The organism is Buttiauxella sp. AC038, from assembly GCF_979253565.1.
This window is the reverse complement of sequence record NZ_CEEDCQ010000001.1, coordinates 3,342,431-3,362,934: the sequence shown is the minus strand read 5'-3', so window position 1 is coordinate 3,362,934 and position 20,504 is coordinate 3,342,431. Positions and strand designations below refer to the sequence as shown.

18 protein-coding genes are annotated in these 20,504 nt (G+C 49.6%); 9 read left to right on the top strand and 9 right to left on the bottom strand.

Features of this window, described 5'->3' with window-relative positions; translation table 11 throughout:
* Window positions 1-524: 524 nt before the first annotated feature.
* From ssuB to ssuE, 5 genes are read right to left on the bottom strand one after another with little or no spacing between them, the layout of a single operon-like run.
* Entirely contained in the window at window positions 525-1,298 is a 774-nt protein-coding gene (gene ssuB / locus AC0IXI_RS16140; protein WP_064517568.1) for an aliphatic sulfonates ABC transporter ATP-binding protein, read from the bottom strand.
* Window positions 1,295-2,086: an aliphatic sulfonate ABC transporter permease SsuC gene (ssuC, locus tag AC0IXI_RS16135; RefSeq protein ID WP_064517571.1), complete on the bottom strand. Its 792-nt coding sequence runs from the start codon at window positions 2,084-2,086 to the stop codon at window positions 1,295-1,297. Before ssuC ends, ssuB begins: the two co-directional genes overlap by 4 nt.
* Window positions 2,087-2,096: 10 nt before the next feature.
* A complete protein-coding gene (gene ssuD, locus AC0IXI_RS16130; RefSeq protein ID WP_064517574.1) occupies window positions 2,097-3,242 on the bottom strand; it encodes an FMNH2-dependent alkanesulfonate monooxygenase in 1,146 nt (381 codons plus the stop codon).
* Entirely contained in the window at window positions 3,239-4,210 is a 972-nt protein-coding gene (locus AC0IXI_RS16125) for a sulfonate ABC transporter substrate-binding protein (RefSeq protein WP_413497882.1), read from the bottom strand. The genes ssuD and AC0IXI_RS16125 overlap by 4 nt, the downstream gene beginning before the upstream one ends.
* Window positions 4,203-4,778: an NADPH-dependent FMN reductase gene (gene ssuE, locus AC0IXI_RS16120; protein ID WP_064517580.1), complete on the bottom strand. Its 576-nt coding sequence runs from the start codon at window positions 4,776-4,778 to the stop codon at window positions 4,203-4,205. Before ssuE ends, AC0IXI_RS16125 begins: the two co-directional genes overlap by 8 nt.
* Window positions 4,779-5,026: 248 nt before the next feature.
* On the opposite strand from ssuE, the gene pyrD reads away from it, so the two are divergent.
* Both pyrD and zapC read left to right on the top strand, forming a co-directional pair.
* Window positions 5,027-6,037, top strand: coding sequence for a quinone-dependent dihydroorotate dehydrogenase (gene pyrD, locus AC0IXI_RS16115; protein ID WP_154149526.1), 1,011 nt, complete (start codon window positions 5,027-5,029; stop codon window positions 6,035-6,037).
* A 173-nt stretch (window positions 6,038-6,210) separates the two neighbouring features.
* Window positions 6,211-6,753 carry a cell division protein ZapC gene (gene zapC / locus AC0IXI_RS16110; protein ID WP_064517585.1) on the top strand — a complete coding sequence of 181 codons (543 nt, stop codon included), beginning with the start codon at window positions 6,211-6,213 and terminating at the stop codon, window positions 6,751-6,753.
* Here the strand turns inward: zapC and AC0IXI_RS16105 are convergent.
* Window positions 6,750-7,862 carry a YcbX family protein gene (locus AC0IXI_RS16105; protein ID WP_471682766.1) on the bottom strand — a complete coding sequence of 371 codons (1,113 nt, stop codon included), beginning with the start codon at window positions 7,860-7,862 and terminating at the stop codon, window positions 6,750-6,752. The two genes, zapC and AC0IXI_RS16105, sit on opposite strands and share 4 nt — an antisense overlap.
* Window positions 7,863-7,986: 124 nt before the next feature.
* Here AC0IXI_RS16105 and rlmKL point away from each other — a divergent pair, with 124 nt between their 5' ends.
* The 6 genes from rlmKL (at window position 7,987) to rmf (ending at window position 15,921) form a co-directional block, all read left to right on the top strand.
* Window positions 7,987-10,104, top strand: a complete 2,118-nt coding sequence (gene rlmKL / locus AC0IXI_RS16100; protein ID WP_151992691.1) for a bifunctional 23S rRNA (guanine(2069)-N(7))-methyltransferase RlmK/23S rRNA (guanine(2445)-N(2))-methyltransferase RlmL — start codon at window positions 7,987-7,989, stop codon at window positions 10,102-10,104.
* A gap of 5 nt (window positions 10,105-10,109) precedes the next feature.
* Window positions 10,110-12,017, top strand: a complete 1,908-nt coding sequence (locus tag AC0IXI_RS16095) for an ABC transporter ATP-binding protein (RefSeq protein WP_151992690.1) — start codon at window positions 10,110-10,112, stop codon at window positions 12,015-12,017.
* A 16-nt stretch (window positions 12,018-12,033) separates the two neighbouring features.
* A complete protein-coding gene (pqiA, locus tag AC0IXI_RS16090; RefSeq protein WP_413497881.1) occupies window positions 12,034-13,302 on the top strand; it encodes a membrane integrity-associated transporter subunit PqiA in 1,269 nt (422 codons plus the stop codon).
* The gene (pqiB, locus tag AC0IXI_RS16085; protein WP_413497880.1) at window positions 13,292-14,932 is read left to right on the top strand and encodes an intermembrane transport protein PqiB; all 1,641 of its coding nucleotides are present in this window, start codon (window positions 13,292-13,294) and stop codon (window positions 14,930-14,932) included. The genes pqiA and pqiB overlap by 11 nt, the downstream gene beginning before the upstream one ends.
* On the top strand, window positions 14,929-15,495 hold the full coding sequence (pqiC, locus tag AC0IXI_RS16080; protein ID WP_471682765.1) for a membrane integrity-associated transporter subunit PqiC: 567 nt from the start codon (window positions 14,929-14,931) through the stop codon (window positions 15,493-15,495). Before pqiB ends, pqiC begins: the two co-directional genes overlap by 4 nt.
* Before the next feature lie 258 nt (window positions 15,496-15,753).
* Window positions 15,754-15,921, top strand: coding sequence for a ribosome modulation factor (gene rmf, locus AC0IXI_RS16075; RefSeq protein WP_034456319.1), 168 nt, complete (start codon window positions 15,754-15,756; stop codon window positions 15,919-15,921).
* 185 nt (window positions 15,922-16,106) lie between these two features.
* On the opposite strand, the gene fabA is transcribed toward rmf, so the two are convergent.
* Both fabA and AC0IXI_RS16065 read right to left on the bottom strand, forming a co-directional pair.
* Window positions 16,107-16,625 carry a bifunctional 3-hydroxydecanoyl-ACP dehydratase/trans-2-decenoyl-ACP isomerase gene (fabA, locus tag AC0IXI_RS16070; RefSeq protein WP_034494356.1) on the bottom strand — a complete coding sequence of 173 codons (519 nt, stop codon included), beginning with the start codon at window positions 16,623-16,625 and terminating at the stop codon, window positions 16,107-16,109.
* A 68-nt stretch (window positions 16,626-16,693) separates the two neighbouring features.
* On the bottom strand, window positions 16,694-18,448 hold the full coding sequence (locus tag AC0IXI_RS16065) for an AAA family ATPase (RefSeq protein WP_471682764.1): 1,755 nt from the start codon (window positions 18,446-18,448) through the stop codon (window positions 16,694-16,696).
* A gap of 175 nt (window positions 18,449-18,623) precedes the next feature.
* On the opposite strand from AC0IXI_RS16065, the gene matP reads away from it, so the two are divergent.
* Window positions 18,624-19,076 carry a macrodomain Ter protein MatP gene (matP, locus tag AC0IXI_RS16060; RefSeq protein ID WP_064517602.1) on the top strand — a complete coding sequence of 151 codons (453 nt, stop codon included), beginning with the start codon at window positions 18,624-18,626 and terminating at the stop codon, window positions 19,074-19,076.
* A gap of 105 nt (window positions 19,077-19,181) precedes the next feature.
* On the opposite strand, the gene ompA is transcribed toward matP, so the two are convergent.
* A complete protein-coding gene (ompA, locus tag AC0IXI_RS16055; RefSeq protein WP_134183548.1) occupies window positions 19,182-20,261 on the bottom strand; it encodes a porin OmpA in 1,080 nt (359 codons plus the stop codon).
* Window positions 20,262-20,504 lie beyond the last annotated feature (243 nt).

The following is a 20,504-nucleotide window of genomic DNA, read 5'->3' as shown; positions in this document are numbered from 1 at the left end:
GAGATGTATATTGTCTGGATTAATTGACTGTGGTGTAACGGTAGGATTTTATTGATGTTTTATTTTTAATTAAATGGCTTTCTCTGTTTGTTGTTTTTTTAAATAGATTTTTTGGTATGTACTTTTTATATTTATTGAGTTTATTCTTGTTTTTTTAAAATGAATTACACACTGTGGGTGTGTTTTTTTATTAAATATTAACAAATATTAAAAATTAAATTTATCTGATATAAATCAATGTGTTAAATATTTTTTGGTATGGATTAACTGCCCGAAGTATGGAGACCGAGTCGTAAAAGGAAATATCATACACAGCCTAAAGAAGTTGTTCTTTATGTGGGTCTTGAGTTCCTTGTATGGAACTTATGTGTTTGCTTTTTATTTTTTGAATAGTTTTAAGGGCATCACCCTAACCCTCTCCTGAGGGAGAGGGGATCACGGATTTGCTCCCTCTCCTGGGGGAGAGGGGATTACGGATTTACTCCCTCTCCTGGGGGAGAGGGTTGGGGTGAGGGCGACATAACTTAACCGGTGCGCACCACGCGTGCCGGTTCTTCTATAACCTGCCGTTTCATCACTCGCTCTAACACCTGAGCTTCCAGTTCAGCCAGCCGGACAGAGCCGAGCTTACGGGGACGTGGTAAATCAACCGTCAGATCCAAACCGATCTTTCCTTCTTCAATCAGTAACACTCGATCTGCCATCGCAACGGCTTCGCTAACATCGTGCGTCACCAGCAATACCGTAAAGCCATGTTCCTGCCACAAAGAGACAATCAACTCCTGCATTTCGATACGCGTCAGGGCATCCAGAGCACCCAATGGTTCATCCAGCAATAACAGGCGTGGGCGATGAATTAGCGCTCGAGCCAGCGCCACGCGTTGTTTCTGGCCGCCGGACAGGGCAGCCGGCCATTCGGTAGCGCGATTGGCAAGCCCAACGGCTTCCAGCGCTTTCATTGCCGATTCTTTCCAGTTTCCTTTCAGACCCAGACCGACATTGTTAATCACCGACTTCCACGGTAGCAGTCGCGCATCCTGGAACATTAAGCGCGTTTCATCCTGGCTTTCGCGCAGTGGTGCGTTTCCGGCAATCAGCGAACCACCGTTGGCATTTTCCAACCCTGCCAACAAACGCAGCAACGTACTTTTACCGCCGCCACTGCGCCCAACTACTGCAACAAATTGCCCGGCAGGAATATGTAACTCCAGCTCATCAAGAATCGTTTTATTACCGTAGCGTTTGGTCACGCTATTAAGGAGCAGGGGAGTCCCCTGGTTTAAACGGGCGGTATTCATGCGTTCTCCTCCTGCAACTGATAAGCCGGATGCCAGCGTAGCCAGACACGTTCGAGTAATTGCGCGCTGATATCAGCGAGTTTGCCGAGCAGGGCGTAAAGAATAATAGCGACGACGACGACGTCGGTTTGCAAGAACTCACGGGCGTTCATTGCCAGATAACCAATTCCTGAGTTGGCAGAAATAGTCTCGGCCACGATTAAGGTCAGCCACATTAAGCCGAGCGCAAAACGAATACCGACCATAATCGAAGGTAACGCACCGGGCAGAATCACCTGGGCAAACAGGCTAAAGCCTGACAACCCATAGCTGCGGGCCATCTCCAACAAACCCTGGTCGATATTACGGATGCCATGCCAGGTATTGATGTAAATCGGGAACAGCGTGCCGAGTGCTACCAGGAAAATTTTCGCTGATTCATCAATGCCGAACCACAAAATCACCAGCGGAATCAGTGCCAGGTGCGGAACGTTACGCAGCATCTGAATCGAACTGTCCAGCAGGCGCTCTCCCCAGCGAGACAGGCCGCTTATCAACCCGAGCACTAACCCCAGCGAACCGCCAATGCTAAAACCAATCACCGCACGCCATGAGCTGATAGCCAGGTGCTGCCATAATTCACCGCTGGCTGAGAGGTTCCAGAATGCAATCACCACCCCTTCCGGAGAAGGGAGGATGCGCGACGAAAGCCAGCCTGCGCTCGAAGAGAGTTGCCAGATTGCGATAACCGCAACCGGCAAAAACCACGGTGCCAGCCTCAGTAACAGTTTGTGCGTTGAAGGGGTCATTGGCTGCTCCTTAGCTTTGCGCCACTTTGCGCGGAATAAAGTCATTGGCTACCACTTCGCCCCTTTCATGAACCAGGCGCGGTTGTGGAATTTGTGGAATCGCGACATCAAGATGCGGGAACAGCAACTCACCAACACGATAAGCCTCTTCCAGATGCGGGTATCCCGAAAGAATAAAGCTGTCGATACCAAGCGCTGCGTATTCGTTGATGCGCTCCGCAACGGTTGGGCCATCACCTACCAATGCAGTACCCGCACCGCCACGCACCAGGCCAACGCCTGCCCATAGATTCGGGCTAATCTCCAGGTTGTCGCGTTTGCCGCCGTGCAACGCCGCCATGCGGTGCTGGCCGACGGAATCGGTGCGCGCAAATGCGGCCTGCGCTTTGGCGATAGTTTCATCATCCAGCTGAGAAATCAGGCGATTAGCGGCATCCCATGCTTCTTCGTTGGTTTCACGCACAATCACATGCAAGCGAATGCCGAAACGTACCGTGCGGCCATGAGCTGCGGCTTTCGCACGGACTTGCTCAATTTTTTCTTTCACTAAATGCGGTGGTTCACCCCATGTCAGATAGAGATCCACTTGTTCGGCGGCAAGATCCTGCGCCACATCTGAAGAGCCACCAAAGTAAAGCGGTGGGCGAGGCTGTTGCACAGGCGGGAATAACAGTTTTGCCCCTTTGACCTGAATATGTTTGCCTTCGTGATCTACCGTTTCGCCTTCCAGCAAACGACGCCAGATATTGGTAAATTCTGCGGAGGCTTCGTAACGCTCTTTATGATTGAGGAACACGCCGTCTGCAGCTAACTCTTCAGGGTCGCTCCCGGTAACCAGGTTAAATAAAGCGCGCCCGTTGGAAAGTCGGTCGAGCGTTGCGGCCTGGCGTGCAGCCACGGTTGGCGAGGTCACGCTTGGACGCAGCGCGACCAGAAATTTCAAACGCTGCGTCACGGGAATCATAGATGCGGCAACCAGCCAGGCGTCTTCACAAGAGCGGCCTGTTGGGATGAGTACGCCGGTAAAGCCAAGTCTGTCCGCAGCCTGCGCAATCTGTTGCAGGTACCCGTGGTCAACCGGGCGCGCTGCATCATTGCTGCCTAAGTAGTGGCCATCGCCATGGGTAGGTAAGAACCAGAACATATTTAAACTCATGACTTGTTTCCTTGTGTTGAGGGCTGCCAGATGCGGGTGCGAATATCGACTTTTTTAGGCACTAAATGGTTGTCATAAAACAGATCTGCGGTTTGCTGCTGTTTTGCCGCAGTCTCGGCACTGACAGGTGTAATCACTGTTGGGGGGCGGTGATCGAAATAGGTGGCAATCACGTTTTCCGGCAGCCCCATGGTTTTTGCCAGCAGCGCAACGCTTGCATCGCGTTGGCTACGGGTTAACGCATCGGCGTCGCTAAATGTTTTCAGAACGTGTTGCAGGAACGGACCGTTTTGTTCGGCATAAGGGCGTGAAGCAAGATAGAAAGAACCCGTCTGATTCAGCTCGCTGCCGTCGGTTAACACGCGCACGCCGCCGTTTAACAAGACTGCAGAATAGTAGGGGTCCCAAATTGCCCAGGCATCAACGTTGCCCTGCTGGAATGCGGCACGCGCATCCGCTGGCGTTAAATAAGCAGGCTGGACATCGGTAAATTTCAGCCCAGCTTTTTGCAGCGCTCGTAGCACCAGGTTGTGGGAGCTGGAACCTTTCTGGAAAGCAATTTTGTGCCCTTTAAGGTCCGCCACGGTTTTTATTGGGCTGTTTTCCGGCACCAGAATCACTTCGGCTTTTGGTTTTGCCGGCTCAGACCCGACATACACCAGATCGGCGCCCGCAGCCTGCGCGAAGATTGGCGGAATATCGCCGGTGCTGCCGAGATCGATACTGCCGATGTTCAGCGCTTCGAGCATTTGCGGGCCCGCCGGGAATTCAATCCACTGGAATTTTGTGTTTGGATACTCTTTTTCCAGCAGCTGGTGGCTTTTCGCCAGCACCATGCTGACCGAGCCTTTTTGATAACCAATACGTAGCTGCTCAGGCCCAGTATCAGCCGCGTGAAGTGTAGCGCTCAGGCTTAATGTTCCTGCGAGTGCAAGCCACGGAGCGGTTCGTTTCAGAAAGTTAAACATGAGCAACTCCTTGCGTCTTAAAAGGGGAGGAGACAATGAAATCCCGGCGGTGCAGAGCCTGCCAGAAGGTTTCTAGCGAGTTATCGAGGCGTTGTTGTAAGTTGTTGCTGAACACCGGTTTGTGCTGGTAATCCGCTATCTGGCTGTCATCAGCAAACACGCCATGCAGGATTTCCTGAGCTTTTAGCGCATTAAGGACAGGCTTTAATGCGTAATCGACTGCCAGCATGTGCGCCACCGTGCCACCAGTGGCTAAAGGCAGAACGACTTTCTTATCCAGTGCACGTTCAGGCAGCAGGTCGAGCAGCGTTTTCAGCGCGCCAGAAAATGAAGCTTTATAAACAGGTGTTGCGATGATCACGCCATCGGCTTGCTGCAATTGCTCAATGAGCGCTAAAAGAGCCGGACTATCGAAACGTGCGTACAGCAAATCTTCAGGCGCGAAATTCTGTAGATGCCAGTGACACACCTCGATATCCAGAGCGCTCAGTTTTTCGCGGGCATATTCCAGCAGTGCACTAGAACGGGATGGGAAGCGCGGGCTTCCAGCAAGGGTAATCACACGCATATCGTTTCCTTATAACTAATTGTTTGCTTTTAGATAACATTGATAACAATTGACTGTGATATTCGCGCAGAACTCTTATTCCACTAAATAATTTATCTGGAAAAGAATTGCTAAAAAACGCATAACAACAGGACGTAAGGGAAACGATTGCGCTGATTCAGCCTTTTTTGTCACAGGTCAATTCCATTCAATGACGTTATCGACGATAATACGGCCCCGGTTTGCATACCGGGAATCCAGGAGAGTTCATGTACTACCCCTTCGTTCGTAAAGCCCTATTCAAGCTCGATCCAGAGCGCGCTCATGAAGTGACATTCCAGCAATTGCGTCGTGTATCAGGTACACCTCTCGAATGGCTGGTGCGGCAAAATGTGCCGTCGAAACCTGTCACTTGTATGGGATTGACCTTTAAGAACCCATTAGGCCTGGCTGCAGGTCTGGACAAAAATGGTGAGTGCATAGATGCGTTGGGTGCAATGGGCTTTGGCTCCATTGAAATTGGCACGGTAACGCCTCGCCCACAGCCTGGAAATGACAAGCCAAGAATCTTTCGTCTTGTAGAGGCTGAAGGATTAATTAACCGTATGGGTTTCAATAACCACGGTGTTGATAACTTGGTTGAGAATGTCAAAAAATCCCATTTTGATGGGGTTCTTGGCATCAATATTGGTAAGAATAAAGACACTCCAGTTGAACAAGGCAAAGATGACTATTTGATCTGCATGGATAAAATTTATCCGTACGCGGGTTATATAGCGATTAATATTTCATCACCAAATACCCCTGGATTACGCACGCTGCAATACGGCGATGCGCTGGATGATCTGTTATCTGCAATCAAAAATAAGCAGCAAGCGCTTCAGGAATTGCATCATAAATATGTACCTGTGGCGGTGAAGATCGCGCCGGATCTTTCTGAAGAGGAATTGATCCAGGTAGCTGATAGTTTGGTACGCCATAATATTGATGGGGTAATTGCGACCAATACGACATTGGATCGCAGCCTGGTTCAGGGCATGAAATATTGCGATGAAATGGGTGGCTTAAGTGGCCGTCCGGTTCAGTTAAAAAGCACAGAAATTATTCGCCGCTTGTCGCAAGAATTAAATGGTCGCTTGCCGATTATTGGCGTTGGCGGTATTGATTCATTGATTGCCGCACGCGAGAAGATGGCAGCGGGTGCCTCTTTAGTACAAATATATTCCGGGTTCATATTTAAAGGCCCACCTCTGATTAAAGAAATTATTTCAGGTTTGTAATCTCTGAATGTTTTACTTTCGGACAACCGGGGCTTTATTTTGAGTCCCGGTTGTTTTATATTCCGTCATTGTTGCTAATTTGAACATATTGGTCTTTTATTAATGTGTTCATTTACGAAGCGGTGATAAGGATATTTCTAATCGCAGGTATATGGGGATAAGGGCAAATAATTATGCGGATTAAACCGGACGATAATTGGCGTTGGTATTATGATGAGGAGCATGATCGTATGATGCTCGATTTAGCCAATGGCATGCTTTTCCGTTCCCGTTTCCCTCGTAAAATGCTTACTCCCGATGCCTTTGAAAACACTGGGTTTTGTGTTGATGATGCAGCTCTATTTTTCTCTTTCGAAGAAAAATGTCGTGATCTCATATTAAGCAAAGAGCAGCGCGCTGAACTGGTATTAAATGCACTCGTAGCGATTCGTTATCTCAAGCCGCAGATGCCAAAAAGCTGGCACTTTCTCTCTCATGGGGAATGCTGGCAGCCAATACCTGGCGATGCAGCCTGTGTGTGGTTAAGCGACGATATGCAGCAGGTGAATCTGCTGGTGGTAGAAACAGGTGATAACGCTGCACTTTGTTTATTAGCGCAGCCAGGCTTGCAACTTGCTGGCCGTACCATGCAGCTCGGTGATGCGATTAAAGTAATGAATGACAGATTAAGGCCGCAACCAACAAGTCTCGCCCTTAACCTTGATCAGGCAGTTTAGTTTCCCGCTAACTCTACATCTCCTGCAGGAATACAACTACAGCAAAGGATTGTGCCATCATCATTGATAGCATTTTTCTTCAACGCTTTGACTTCCCCACTGACTAACTTTATCCGGCAGCTGCCGCAAATCCCGGCCCGACAAGAATAGGGCAGGCGAATTCCTTGTTGTTCGAGTTGTTCTAGTAAAATTTGTTGGTTGTTACCGCGAAATTGTTGGCCCTGCCAGTCAATCGCCACCATGCTTTCTTGCTGCTCTAAAGGCTCAAGAGTTTCTTCGGTCACTCCTGCGCCATAAACTTTCGCAGGTTTTGTCGCCAGTACTTCGAGTTCATCACCCACACGAATCACACCGCTATTGCGGGCAATCAGATTTTGGCCGAAATCGACATCACCATTATCCAGTGCGGTCCGGAATTTTTGTAATGTCGCGAGAGGTTCACCGCTCGGGTGTTTGCGGCCACGCTCCGGGCTGACGGTGGTGAAAATACAGCGGCTACAAGGTTTGGCGACATCAAATGTTACGCCGCCAATCCGTACTACTTGCCAGCTATCTTCGTCCCAGGCTTGTGCGCCGGTGACTACAATATTCGGGCGAAATTGTGTCATTTTTACACTCGCCGGGCAGCGATTTTGCAAATCGCGCAGCGATGCTTCATTTGCCAGCAAGAATGGGAAACCGTCGGCAAAAGAGAGTGGTACCTCTTCATGACGTTTAACGCGGCGCGTTAAATTTTCACCCAGCCAGCGCAGTTGTACCGGGCGTGAGAAAAAACCACTCAGCCATTGGTTGATATCATCGGGAGCAATTTGCGCGGTGAAATGGTTTCCCCAGACTTCCGTTGGCGCGGCCTCAGGCCGGAAATCGCTAAAGCGTATTGTGGCGGAACTGCCGTCTGGCGCGCTCAAAAATAGACCATCGTGAATAATGGCCGGAGTAAATAGCACCATCTGCGGGAACTGGCGTGCGGTAATAAAAGTGCCGTCAGGTTCTGTCACCATAAAGATGCGGTCAAAAGCTAAACCGCTGGTAGTTGCCTGAGCATGGGAGAGCGCAAGGCCGCGCATCGATTTCACCGGGTGAATATAAAGCTGAGATAGGGTGATCATGATACGCACGCGCTCCTTGCATAAATGAAGAAAAAGAGAATATAAGAGGCCAACTTTATGACATGCGTGGCGGATTGGCTATAATGCGCCACAATTTTCTTTTTATACCTGATTAAGTGACGATATGAATTCTCTGTTTGCCAGTACGGCGCGTGGGCTTGAAGAGCTATTAAAAACTGAACTGGAGGGCCTTGGTGCGCAAGCATGCCAGGTGGTTCAGGGCGGCGTACATTACCAGGGGGACTCACGTCTGCTCTATCAAAGCTTGATGTGGAGCCGTCTTGCGTCCCGCATTTTGCTGCCATTAAATGAATGCAGTGTTTATAGCGACCTGGATTTATATCTGGGCGTACAGACCATCGACTGGCCTGCATTGTTTGGCTCGGATGCCACATTTGCAGTGCATTTCAGTGGTCTGAATGACGTTATCCGTAACAGTCAGTACGGCGCGTTAAAAGTGAAGGATGCGATTGTTGATTCCTTCACGCGTAAAAACTTGCCGCGTCCGAACGTTGAACGTGAACAACCAGATCTGCGCATTAACGTTTGGCTGAACAAAGATACCGCCAGCATCGCGCTGGATTTAAGCGGCGAAGGTCTACATCAGCGCGGTTACCGCGATAGCACTGGTGCTGCTCCTATTAAAGAAACGCTGGCATCAGCTATTGTTATGCGTTCAGGCTGGCAGCCGGGTACTCCGCTGCTCGATCCAATGTGCGGTTCCGGCACGCTGTTGATTGAAGCTGCGATGATCGCCACCGATCGTGCGCCTGGTTTACATCGCAAACATTGGGGCTTCCTTGGTTGGGCGAACCATGATTTCGATCTGTGGAAAGAGATCACCACCGAAGCACAGGTTCGCGCTCGCAAAGGCCTTGGCGAATATACTTCGCGTTTCTATGGTTCGGATAACGATTCACGCGTTATCGAACGCGCTCGTGCCAATACCCGTCGTGCGGGTCTGGGCGATATCATCAGTTACGAAGTCAAAGACGTGGCTAAATTAACCAATCCGCTGCCGGAAGGCCCGGTTGGTACGGTTGTCAGTAACCCGCCATACGGCGAGCGTCTGGATAGCGAACCTGCGCTGATTGCATTGCACAGCCTGCTTGGCCGCAATATGAAAAACCATTTTGGCGGCTGGAATTTGTCACTGTTTAGCGCATCTCCGGATTTGCTAAGCTGCCTGCAACTGCGTGCCGAACGCCAGTTTAAAGCGAAGAACGGCCCGCTAGATTGTGTTCAGAAAAACTATCAATTATCTGCCACCAGCACGGGTGCGCAATCAGGCCAGATCGCTGATGATTACGCGAACCGCCTGCGCAAAAATATCAAAAAACTCGATAAATGGGCGCGTCAGGAAGGTATCGAATGCTACCGAATTTACGATGCCGATTTGCCAGACTACAACGTTGCTGTTGACCGCTACGGCGAGTGGGTTGTGGTTCAGGAATACGCGCCGCCGAAAACGGTTGATGCCAATAAAGCGCGTCAGCGTCTGTTTGACGTGATCGCTGCAACAATGTCTGTACTGGAATTGCCATCCAACCGACTGATCCTGAAAACCCGTGAGCGCCAGAAAGGGAAAAGTCAGTATCAGAAAATGGATGAGAAAGGCGACTTCATGGAAGTGAGCGAATATAACGCTCGTCTATGGGTCAACCTGACTGACTATCTTGATACCGGTTTGTTCCTCGACCATCGTATTGCGCGCCAAATGCTGGGTAAAATGAGCAAAGGGAAAGATTTCCTTAACCTGTTTGCTTATACCGGCAGTGCGACAGTTCACGCGGGGTTAGGTGGTGCTAAAACGACGACCACCGTCGATATGTCTCGTACTTACCTGGAGTGGGCTGAGCGTAACTTGCGTCTTAACGGCTTGAGTGGCCGTGCACACCGCCTGGTTCAGGCTGATTGCCTGGGCTGGTTGCGTGAAACCGATGAACAGTTTGATCTGATTTTTATCGATCCACCGACGTTCTCAAACTCAAAACGTATGGAAGAATCTTTTGATGTCCAGCGCGACCATATCGTGCTGATGAAAGACCTTAAGCGTCTGTTGCGCCAGGGTGGCACCATTATGTTCTCCAACAATAAACGTGGCTTCAAAATGGACTTTGACGGGCTGGCTAATCTGGGCCTGAGTGCTCAGGAAATCACGCAGAAAACCTTGTCACAAGATTTTGCCCGTAATCGCCAAATTCATAACTGCTGGCTCGTTACTCACGTAGCCAAGGATTAATTGTCATGTCATTGATTAGTATGCACGGTGCCTGGTTGTCGTTTAGCGACGCACCGTTGTTAGATAACACCGAACTCCATATCGAAGAAAACGAACGCGTCTGTCTGGTTGGCCGTAACGGTGCAGGTAAATCCACACTGATGAAAATCCTCAACCGTGAAGTGCCGCTTGATGATGGGCGCATGGTTTACGAACAGGATTTGATTGTCGCGCGTTTGCAACAAGATCCTCCGCGTAATGTCGCGGGCACGGTTTACGACTTCGTTGCAGAAGGCGTGGAAGAGCAGGCCGAGTACCTCAAGGCCTATCACGATATCTCCCACAAAGTGATGACCGACCCGAGCGATAAAAACCTCAATGAAATGGCGCGTATCCAGGAGATTCTTGATCACCAGAATCTCTGGCAACTGGAGAGCCGCATTAATGAAGTGCTCGAACAATTAGGTCTGGAAGCTGACACTGAACTGTCGGCACTTTCTGGCGGCTGGTTGCGTAAAGCGGCACTGGGCCGTGCGCTGGTGAGTTCTCCACGCGTTCTGTTGCTTGATGAGCCAACTAACCACCTGGATATCGAAGCTATCGACTGGCTGGAAGGTTTCCTGAAAGAGTTCCAGGGCAGCATTATTTTCATCTCGCACGACCGTTCATTTATTCGCAATATGGCGACGCGTATCGTCGATCTTGATCGCGGCAAACTGGTTTCTTACCCTGGCGATTACGATCAGTATCTGTTGGCAAAAGAAGAAGCTCTGCGTGTTGAAGATCTGCAAAACGCCGAGTTTGATCGCAAACTTGCGCAGGAAGAAGTGTGGATCCGTCAGGGCATTAAAGCACGCCGTACGCGTAACGAAGGCCGTGTGCGTGCCTTGAAAGCGATGCGTAACGAACGTAGTGCTCGTCGTGAAGTGTTGGGCAGCGCCAAAATGCAAGTTGGTGAAGCGGCGCGTTCCGGCAAGATAGTCTTTGAAATGGAAAACGTGTTTTACCAGATCGCTAACAAAAACCTGGTATCGGATTTCTCAGCCCAGGTACAGCGCAGCGACAAAATCGCGTTGGTGGGGCCAAACGGCTGTGGCAAAACCACATTGTTGAAACTGATGTTAGATCAGTTGAAAGCGGATAGCGGGCGCGTGCATTGCGGTACCAAGCTTGAAGTGGCGTACTTTGACCAACACCGCGCGGAGCTTGATCCAGATCGTACGGTAATGGACAACCTGGCGGAAGGTAAGCAAGAAGTGATGGTGAATGGCAAGCCACGCCATGTACTGGGTTACTTGCAGGACTTCCTTTTCCACCCGAAACGCGCCATGACTCCGGTTCGTGCATTGTCTGGTGGTGAGCGTAACCGTCTTTTACTGGCGAAGTTATTCCTAAAACCTAGCAACTTGATGATTCTCGATGAACCGACGAATGACCTGGATGTCGAAACGCTCGAATTACTTGAAGAGTTGATTGATGGTTATCAGGGCACGGTTATGTTGGTGAGCCACGATCGTCAATTTGTGGACAACACTGTTACCGAATGCTGGATTTTTGAAGGCGAAGGCAAGATTGGTCGTTACGTCGGTGGTTATCATGACGCCAAAGGCCAACAGGCATCTGCGCAAACTTTACGCCACTCTGTGGCAGATAAGGCGCAAAACAACCAGCCTGCAAAGGCGGAAGTTGTTAAACGTGCAAGTAGCAAGCTAAGCTATAACCTGCAACGTGAATTAGAGCAATTACCACAACGTCTTGAACAACTTGAGGCGGAACTGGAAGCTATCCAGGCTAAGGTCGGGGATGCTGAGTTTTTTAACCAGCCACACGACGTCACACAAAAAACATTGAGCGACCTGACCACGGCAGAAAAAGCACTGGAAGAGGCTTTTGAACGCTGGGAATATCTCGAAGCTCTGAAAAACGGCGCGTAACACAAGGAGACACGATATGTGTGCCACGCATCATCATCGTTCACACATATTATGCTCACAATGTGACTTACTGGTCGCGCTACCAGTATTGGAGGACGGCCATAAGGCCGTCTGTCCACGTTGCGGTACAATACTTCTTACTCAGTGGTCCTCACCACGTCAACGTCCTACAGCTTATGCGCTGGCAGCTCTGTTTATGTTGCTACTTGCCAACCTATTTCCCTTCATCAACATGAAAGTAGCAGGACTCAGCAGTGAAGTTTCGCTGCTTGAAATTCCAGGCGTCATGTTCAATGAAGACTACGCGAGCCTCGGCACTTTCTTTATGGTCTTTGTGCAGGCGGTGCCTACGTTCTGTTTGATCACGATTTTGTTATTAGTTAACCAGGTGGCATTACCACTAACTCTTAAAAAGCGCCTGGCACGAATCCTATTCCAGCTAAAGTCCTGGGGTATGGCCGAAATTTTTCTTGCTGGCGTCTTGGTGAGTTTCGTCAAATTAATGGCTTATGGCGATATTGGTGTCGGGAGCAGTTTTATTCCGTGGTGCCTGTTCTGTGTGTTGCAACTCCGGGCTTTCCAGTGTGTGGACCGGCGTTGGCTGTGGGATGATATTGCGCCTGAGCCGGCGATTTCGGTGCCGCTTAAAGTCGGTGTATCAGGCCTTCGTCAGGGGTTGCGTTCTTGTTCATGCTGCACAGCAATCGTGCCAGAGGATCAGGAAATTTGTCCGCGCTGCGAAACCAAAGGGTATGTTCGTCGCCGTCATAGCTTGCAATGGACACTCGCTCTGCTGCTGACTTCAATTATGCTTTACCTACCCGCAAATATATTGCCCATCATGATAACTGAAGTTCTGGGCAGCAAAATCCCGTCGACGATTATTGCCGGGGTTATTTTGTTGTGGAGCGAAGGCTCTTATCCGGTGGCTGGAGTTATTTTCATCGCCAGTATTTTGGTTCCGACACTGAAAATGTTAGCGATTGCCTGGTTGTGCTGGGATGCTAAAGGCCACGGTCGGCGTGACAGTGAAAGAATGCATTTGATCTACGAGGTGGTCGAATTTGTCGGGCGTTGGTCAATGATCGATGTGTTCGTTATAGCAGTATTATCGGCCCTGGTGCGTATGGGAGGATTGATGAGTATCTACCCGGCGATCGGAGCCGTGATGTTTGCACTAGTAGTGATTTTGACAATGTTTGCAGCGATGACCTTTGACCCTCGCTTGTCCTGGGATCGCGCACCGGATTCAACTCATGAGGAGTCGTCTGAGCATGGAAAATAAAAGCGGGGAAGCAAAAGTAGCAAAGGTGAAAAATTGGTCCCCGGTATGGATTTTCCCTATCGTAACCGTGCTAATCGGCGCGTGGATCTTATTTTATCACTACAGCCATCAAGGGCCCGAAGTCACGCTGATTACCACTAATGCCGAAGGCATCGAAGGTGGGAAAACCATGATTAAAAGCCGTAGCGTTAATGTGGGCGTTGTGGAAAGCGCGGTGCTGTCAGACGATTTGCTTCATGTCGAAATTACAGCCCGGCTGAATTCGGGCATGGAAAAACTTCTGCATAATGACTCGGTGTTTTGGGTCGTTAAGCCGCAAGTCGGGCGTGAAGGTATTTCCGGGCTTGGTACTCTGCTCTCCGGTGCATATATCGAACTGCAACCGGGCAATAAGGGGTCGCAATCTGCTAAATATGATTTGCTGGATGCTCCTCCATTGGCACCACCTGATGCTAAAGGTATTCGCGTTACCCTCGACAGTAATAAAGCAGGGCAGCTTTCTCCAGGTGACCCGGTGCTGTTCCGTGGCTATAGAGTTGGTTCAGTAGAAACGAGCACCTTTGATGCTGCGAAACGTAGCATCAGTTATCAGCTATTCATCAGTGCGCCGAACGATCGCCTGGTGACCAGTAACGTACGCTTCTGGAAAGACAGCGGTATTGCCGTTGATATGTCTTCACAAGGTATGCGCGTAGAGATGGGGTCTCTTACAACGCTGTTTAGCGGCGGTGTAAGCTTTGACGTACCAGAAGGCTGGGAGCTTGGTAAACCTGCGAAACCGGGTAGCGAGTTCAACCTCTTCGACGATCAAAAAAGCATTCAGGATTCTCTGTATACCGATCACATTGACTACCTGATGTTCTTTAAAGATTCAGTGCGTGGCCTGCAGCCAGGAGCACCAGTTGAGTTCCGCGGTATTCGATTGGGAACCGTGGCTAAGGTGCCATTCTTTACCGATGGGATGCGCCAGAAGATCAATGATGATTTCCGTATTCCGGTTCTGATCCGTCTTGAACCTGAGCGTTTGCAAAATCTGGTCGGTGATGATGTTCACATTCAGGACAACATGACAGCCCTGATTAAACGCGGTTTACGAGCGTCTATGAAAACGGGCAGCATTGTTACCGGGGCACTGTTTATCGACCTGGATTTCAATCCTAAAGCGCCGCCGGTAACCGAATTACCGACATTTGCGGGTTACCCGATAATCCCAACGATGAGTGGCGGACTGGCGCAAATCCAACAACGCTTGCTGGAGACACTGGATAAGATTAACAACTTGCCGCTCAATCCGATGATTGAACAAACCACCAATTCGCTTGCGGAAAGTCAGCGAACCATGAAGCGCTTGCAGCAGACGCTCGATAATCTGAATAAGATTACCGCGAATAAGTCTATGCAATCTTTGCCTGAAGATATGCAGTCAACACTGCGTGAACTTAATCGCAGTATGCAGGGCTTCCAGCCGGGTTCTGCGGCCTACAACAAGATGGTGGCCGATATGCAGCGTCTTGACCAGGTTCTGCGTGAATTGCAACCTGTACTGCGCACGTTGAACGATAAGAGCAATTCGCTGGTCTTTGAGGCGAAGGATAAAAAAGATCCCCAGCCGAAGAGGGCGAAAGAATGAAAAAATGGCTCCCACTCTTTGCTGCATTGGCTCTAACGGCCTGTAGCAGCAGCGATAATGGAAAGACCTATTACCAGCTACCTCAGAGCTCCGCACCTGCCATGCAGGCTGTGAGCCAGCCTGGAACTCATTTATTGTGGGTAGAGCAGGTTGCCGTTCCTGATTACCTCGCCGGCAATGGCGTGGTTTATCAGACCAGTGAGGTGCAGTACGTCATTGCCTCCAGCAATTTGTGGGCAAGTCCGTTGGATCAGCAATTGCGAAATACTCTTGTCAGCAATCTGAGTAGCGCGTTACCTGGTTGGGTGGTGGCATCACAACCACTTGGCAACGATCAGGATACTCTGAATGTTAACGTGACCGGTTTTCACGGACGTTATGACGGGAAAGTAATTGTAAGTGGCGAGTGGTTGCTCAAGCATCAGGGGCAATTGATTAAACGTCCGTTCCACCTTGAGCTGAAGCAAGAAGCTGATGGTTACGATGCCATGGTGAAAACCTTAGCTCAGGCCTGGCAGCAAGAAGCGAAAAGTATCGCTGGTGAGCTGACTCGCCTTAACTAATCATCTCAGTAGCACAAAAAAGCTGCGTCTTTCGCCTACAAAGCGGAACGCAGCTTTTCTTTTGGCATTAATTTGTTAGCCATGCGTTCTCACACTTTTTGTGCAAAACAAAACTCTTGTAGCTCACATTTATGACATTGGCGTGAATTTTGCGCATTGACGATAGAGGCTTTAGGAGTTATTGCTTATATGTGGTTGCACGTTTTGTGGCCACTGTTTTCTTTCCACCAGATTATATAGAAATGAGGGAAACGAGGCATGAAGAGACAAAAACGAGATCGCCTGGAACGGGCTCATCAACGTGGTTATCAAGCAGGTATCGTCGGACGCTCCAAAGAGATGTGTCCCTATCAGACACTGAATCAAAGGTCGTACTGGATGGGAGGCTGGCGAGAAGCCATGGAAGACAGGGCGGTTACCGCGTAATCACTGTCTCTTTAGAAGAAGAAACCTCCGCATAGCGGAGGTTTCGCGTTTATACCCTTCATACTTCGAGCTGCATCTTTGTTGGCTCGTTCACGCGCCCGAATCACTTACTTATGTAAGCTCATCGGGACTTGCTCTCTTGCCGCCTCGATGCCACTCGAATTATTTTGGGTATAAAATCAGGCTTAGAAAGCAGTAGTGTCTTTGAAAAGACCCACTTTCAGATCGGTCGCGGTGTAGATCACACGACCATCAACCAACACTTCACCATCTGCCAGGCCCATAATCAGGCGGCGATTAATAACGCGTTTGAAGTGAATACGATAGCTGACTTTCTTCGCTGTAGGCAGGATCTGGCCCGCGAGTTTAACTTCACCCACGCCCAGTGCACGGCCTTTACCTTCACCGCCTAACCAGCCGAGGTAAAAACCTACCAGCTGCCACATCGCATCCAGACCCAGGCAACCAGGCATTACTGGATCGCCGATAAAGTGGCAACCGAAGAACCACAGGTCAGGATTAATATCTAATTCTGCTTCAACGTAACCTTTATCGAAGTTACCACCGTCTTCGGTCATCTTGACTACGCGGTCCATCATCAGCATGGATGGCGCAGGCAAACGTGGGCCTTCAGCACCAAACAGTTCGCCACGACCAGAGGCAAGAAGATCTTCTTTTGTATAGGATTCGCGTTTATCTACCATGTTTACAGTAAGCCTTATTGTAATGAAGCACGCATGTTAGCTAACACGTGTACGCTCAACAAGTCCGATCAGTTTTGATTGAACCAATTGAGCCAACGCAGTGGCCATGGATAGCGGTGCCGAATATCTTGCGCGGATGCCTGAGCGATTCGCTCTTGTACCGCACGCATGAGTGTATTTTGCCCTTCGCCATCCCAGGGCAGATTTGTTAATAAGGGTAGTGCATCAGTGACATCATCGATGGCCCAAATGGTGAATTGCCCTTGTTCTACAGCATCCAGAACGTCCTGGTGCAGGCAAAGGTGACGCACATTGGAAACAGGAATAATCACGCCTTGCTTGCCGGTAAACTCGCGTTGCTGGCAAATACGGAAGAAACCTTCAATCTTCTCATTCAGGCCGCCAACCGGTTGCACTCGACCAAACTGGTCTACGGAACCTGTTACCGCAATATGCTGATAAATAGGCACATTTGCCAGTGCGCTGATTAATGCGCAAAGTTCGGCCATTGAGGCGCTGTCGCCATCTACTTCACTATAAGACTGTTCAAAAGTCAGAGATGCAGAGAAGGGGATTTGCTGGTCAAGTTGCAATTCAGACATTAAAAATGCCTGCATGATCATCATGCCTTTCGCATGAATATTTCCGCCCAGCTCCGCTTTGCGCTCTACATCAGTAAATTCGCCATCACCGACATGCACCACGCAGCTGATGCGAGAAGGTTCACCAAATGCACGTGGATGCCCTGGGAACTCAATCACCGACAAGGCGTTGATCTGGCCAACCATTTCCCCTTCGGTTTCGATGAGGATTTGCTCAAGCAGAATTTCATCCTGCATGCGTTCAGCAAGATAACCTTCACGCCATTCACGTTGTGCCAGCATTTGCGTCAGTTCTTCAGCACCGAAGCTGTCTTCTTCAGTGAAGGCTGCGACTTCGCGCAACTGACGGCTTATCCATGATGGACACAGTGGCAGCGTTTCCTGGTCGCCGGTATAACGCACGGCTTCACGGATTAACGCTGGCCATGCATCAGTTGCAGGGGCAGGCAGAGATTTTGATTTGGCGACTGCGTAAATCCACTGGCACCACAACGCCATATCGTCAGCAGAAGCAATCTGCAGGTTTTCTTCAAATTCGCTATAAATCGCCGAAGTAGCCAGCTCAGGTTCCATATCCTGGAAGTCTGCCAGCGATTCGCGCTCGCCAACCAGAACCAGTTTCAGGCTCAATGGTAACGAAGGAATATTGATTGGAAGAGGACGCGTTTCGTCAGGTGAAATCCAGTCGAAGCGACCCTGAATGACCATTTGCTTCAGGCGCAGCCACAACAGCGGTTGTGCTAATACGCTACGCAACGACAGCACCAGAATGCCACCGTTGGCACGGTGAACCAGGCCCGGAGTCAGAGTAATTTCACCTGCAAACTGACGCACGCAGCCAAACAGCTGGTCCGCTTCAATCCAGTCGGCAGCGACAACCTCAGACAGTCCTGCAAAATTGTCTTCTGCGGACTCGGCCGGCCGTAACGTTGCGTGACTGCCTTCTACTAGGTAGTGGCCGCCCGTCAGAGCGTTGTCTTGCGACCAGCACTCACGTGCTGCTTCGGTAATAAGATTAAGGTATTCGGCTTCTTCAGCGGCTTTTACCAGCATCAGATCGGCCGAGGCTACCGGTTGGCTGAGCTGCACCAGTCCGTACGACAGACGGGGTTGCACAGCGGAGAAAGGGGCAGTTTCGGAATCATAAGGCTGTGCGAAAATTTCCTGATAGCTTTCGGTATCAGGTACAAGAGCACGCCATTCAAGTCGATTAGTCGTCAAAGTCGCTATTTATTAATTAGATGTCAAAGGCGCGATTATACAAGAATAGGGAAGGTAGCACACGGTTTATGCGGAGCGGCAAGTTTACTTAGCTCACAGCTTTCATTTTTCAGGTAAGCGAAAATAAAAAAAACTGTTATTCTGAAATGAGTTACACGGTCACACTGAGATCGCAATGAAATATCAACAGTTGGAAAATCTCGAGAGCGGCTGGAAGTGGAAGTATCTGGTCAAAAAACACCGCGAAGGCGAATTAATTACACGTTACATCGAAGCTAGTGCGGCGAAAGAAGCCGTTGATGAACTGTTACGCTTCGAAAATGAACCTGTGCATGTGTTGAGCTGGATTGAGAAACATATGAATCCAGAGCTTCATAATCGTATGAAGCAAACTATCCGCGCGCGGCGTAAAAGGCACTTTAATGCCGAGCATCAGCATACCCGTAAGAAGTCCATCGACCTTGAATATTTGGTTTGGCAGCGGTTAGCAGGGCTTGCTCATCGACGAGGATGCACCCTCTCAGAAACTATTGTGCAATTGATTGAAGATGCTGAGCGTAAAGAGCAATACGCCAATCAGATGTCATCGCTCAAACAGGATCTCCAGGCTTTGCTAGGCAAAGAGTAGAGGGGCGGTTGTATTGACTCTGAGCTCTGCTTTTCGGTTCTATGCATTCACCAAAGAATAAAAACAAAAAACCCCGCCTAAGCGGGGTTTTTTTATAACGGTAACTTATGCCGCAGGCTGAGTTACAACGTCTTTGATACCTTTAACTTCGATCTCTACGCGACGATCTGGAGCCAGGCAATCAATCAGTTTAGCTTTAGGAGCTACGTTATCACAGGTGTTGCCAGTAACTGGGTTAGATTCGCCCATACCGCGTGGGGAGATCTTGTTAGCTGGGATACCTTTAGAGATCAGGTAATCAACAACAGACTGTGCACGTTTGTCAGACAGTTTCTGGTTGTACTGGTCAGAACCGATACGGTCGGTGAAGCCCAGAACTACAACAGAACCATCTTTCGGGTCGAGGTTGCTCAGCTGAGTATACAGCTGATCCAGTGCCTGCTGACCTTCTGGTTTCAGAGTTGCTTTGTTGAAGTTGAACAGAACATCAGACTTCAGAGTGAAGTGCTTGGTCTGTACTTCTGGAGCTGGTGCTGGAGCTGGAGCTACTACTGGAGCTGCAACTTCGCCCTGACCGAAACGGTAAGAAACACCCAGGCTCAACAAGCCGTTGTCTGGACGAGTACCAACGGTAGCAGCGTCACCAATGTTGTTAGTCCACTGGTATTCCAGACGGGTAGCGATATCGCGGGTAACTGCCCACTCGATACCACCAGCAGCCAATGGAGATACGCCAGTGTCGTGATCACTTACACGGTTACCAGCAGCATTCATAGCTGTAGAATCTGCACGCCATACCATACCACCCAGACGAGTGTAGATGTCCAGATCGTCAGTGATTGGGTAGCCCAGTTTAGCGGTCAATTGAACGCCTTGCGCTTTGAAAGCACCGTTTTCTACGCTGCCTTTATATGGCATACGACCTAACCAGTCATAACCCATTTCAAAACCAACGTACGGGTTAACCTGGTAACCACCGAACGCACCAGCACCCAGTTGGCTGTCATGAGTTGGGCCATTACCGATGCCGTTATCATAGCCGTTCTGGTTAGAGAAACCGGTGTCGTGGAATTGGGACCAACCCAACTTACCACCTGCATACCAGGTGTTATCTTTCGGTGCGGCCTGCGCTACGGTAGCGAAGCCAGCCAGTGCCACTGCAATCGCGATAGCTGTCTTTTTCATTTTTTGCGCCTCATTATCATCCAAAAAGGCCATGAGCTTTAAAATCGCTCTAAAGCCCAGGGTTAAATCCTTCGCCCGAGTTTATGCTCACTTGTTACTCTACCGATCAATCGGTGTTATGAAGAGCAACCCTGGCGAGCTAAAGTCTACAACGTAGTTTAAAACTTACAAGTGTGAAGTCCGTCAGGCATATGAAAAAAAACGACTTGTATACACATTTTCTAACATTTTTGCGCGTAATTC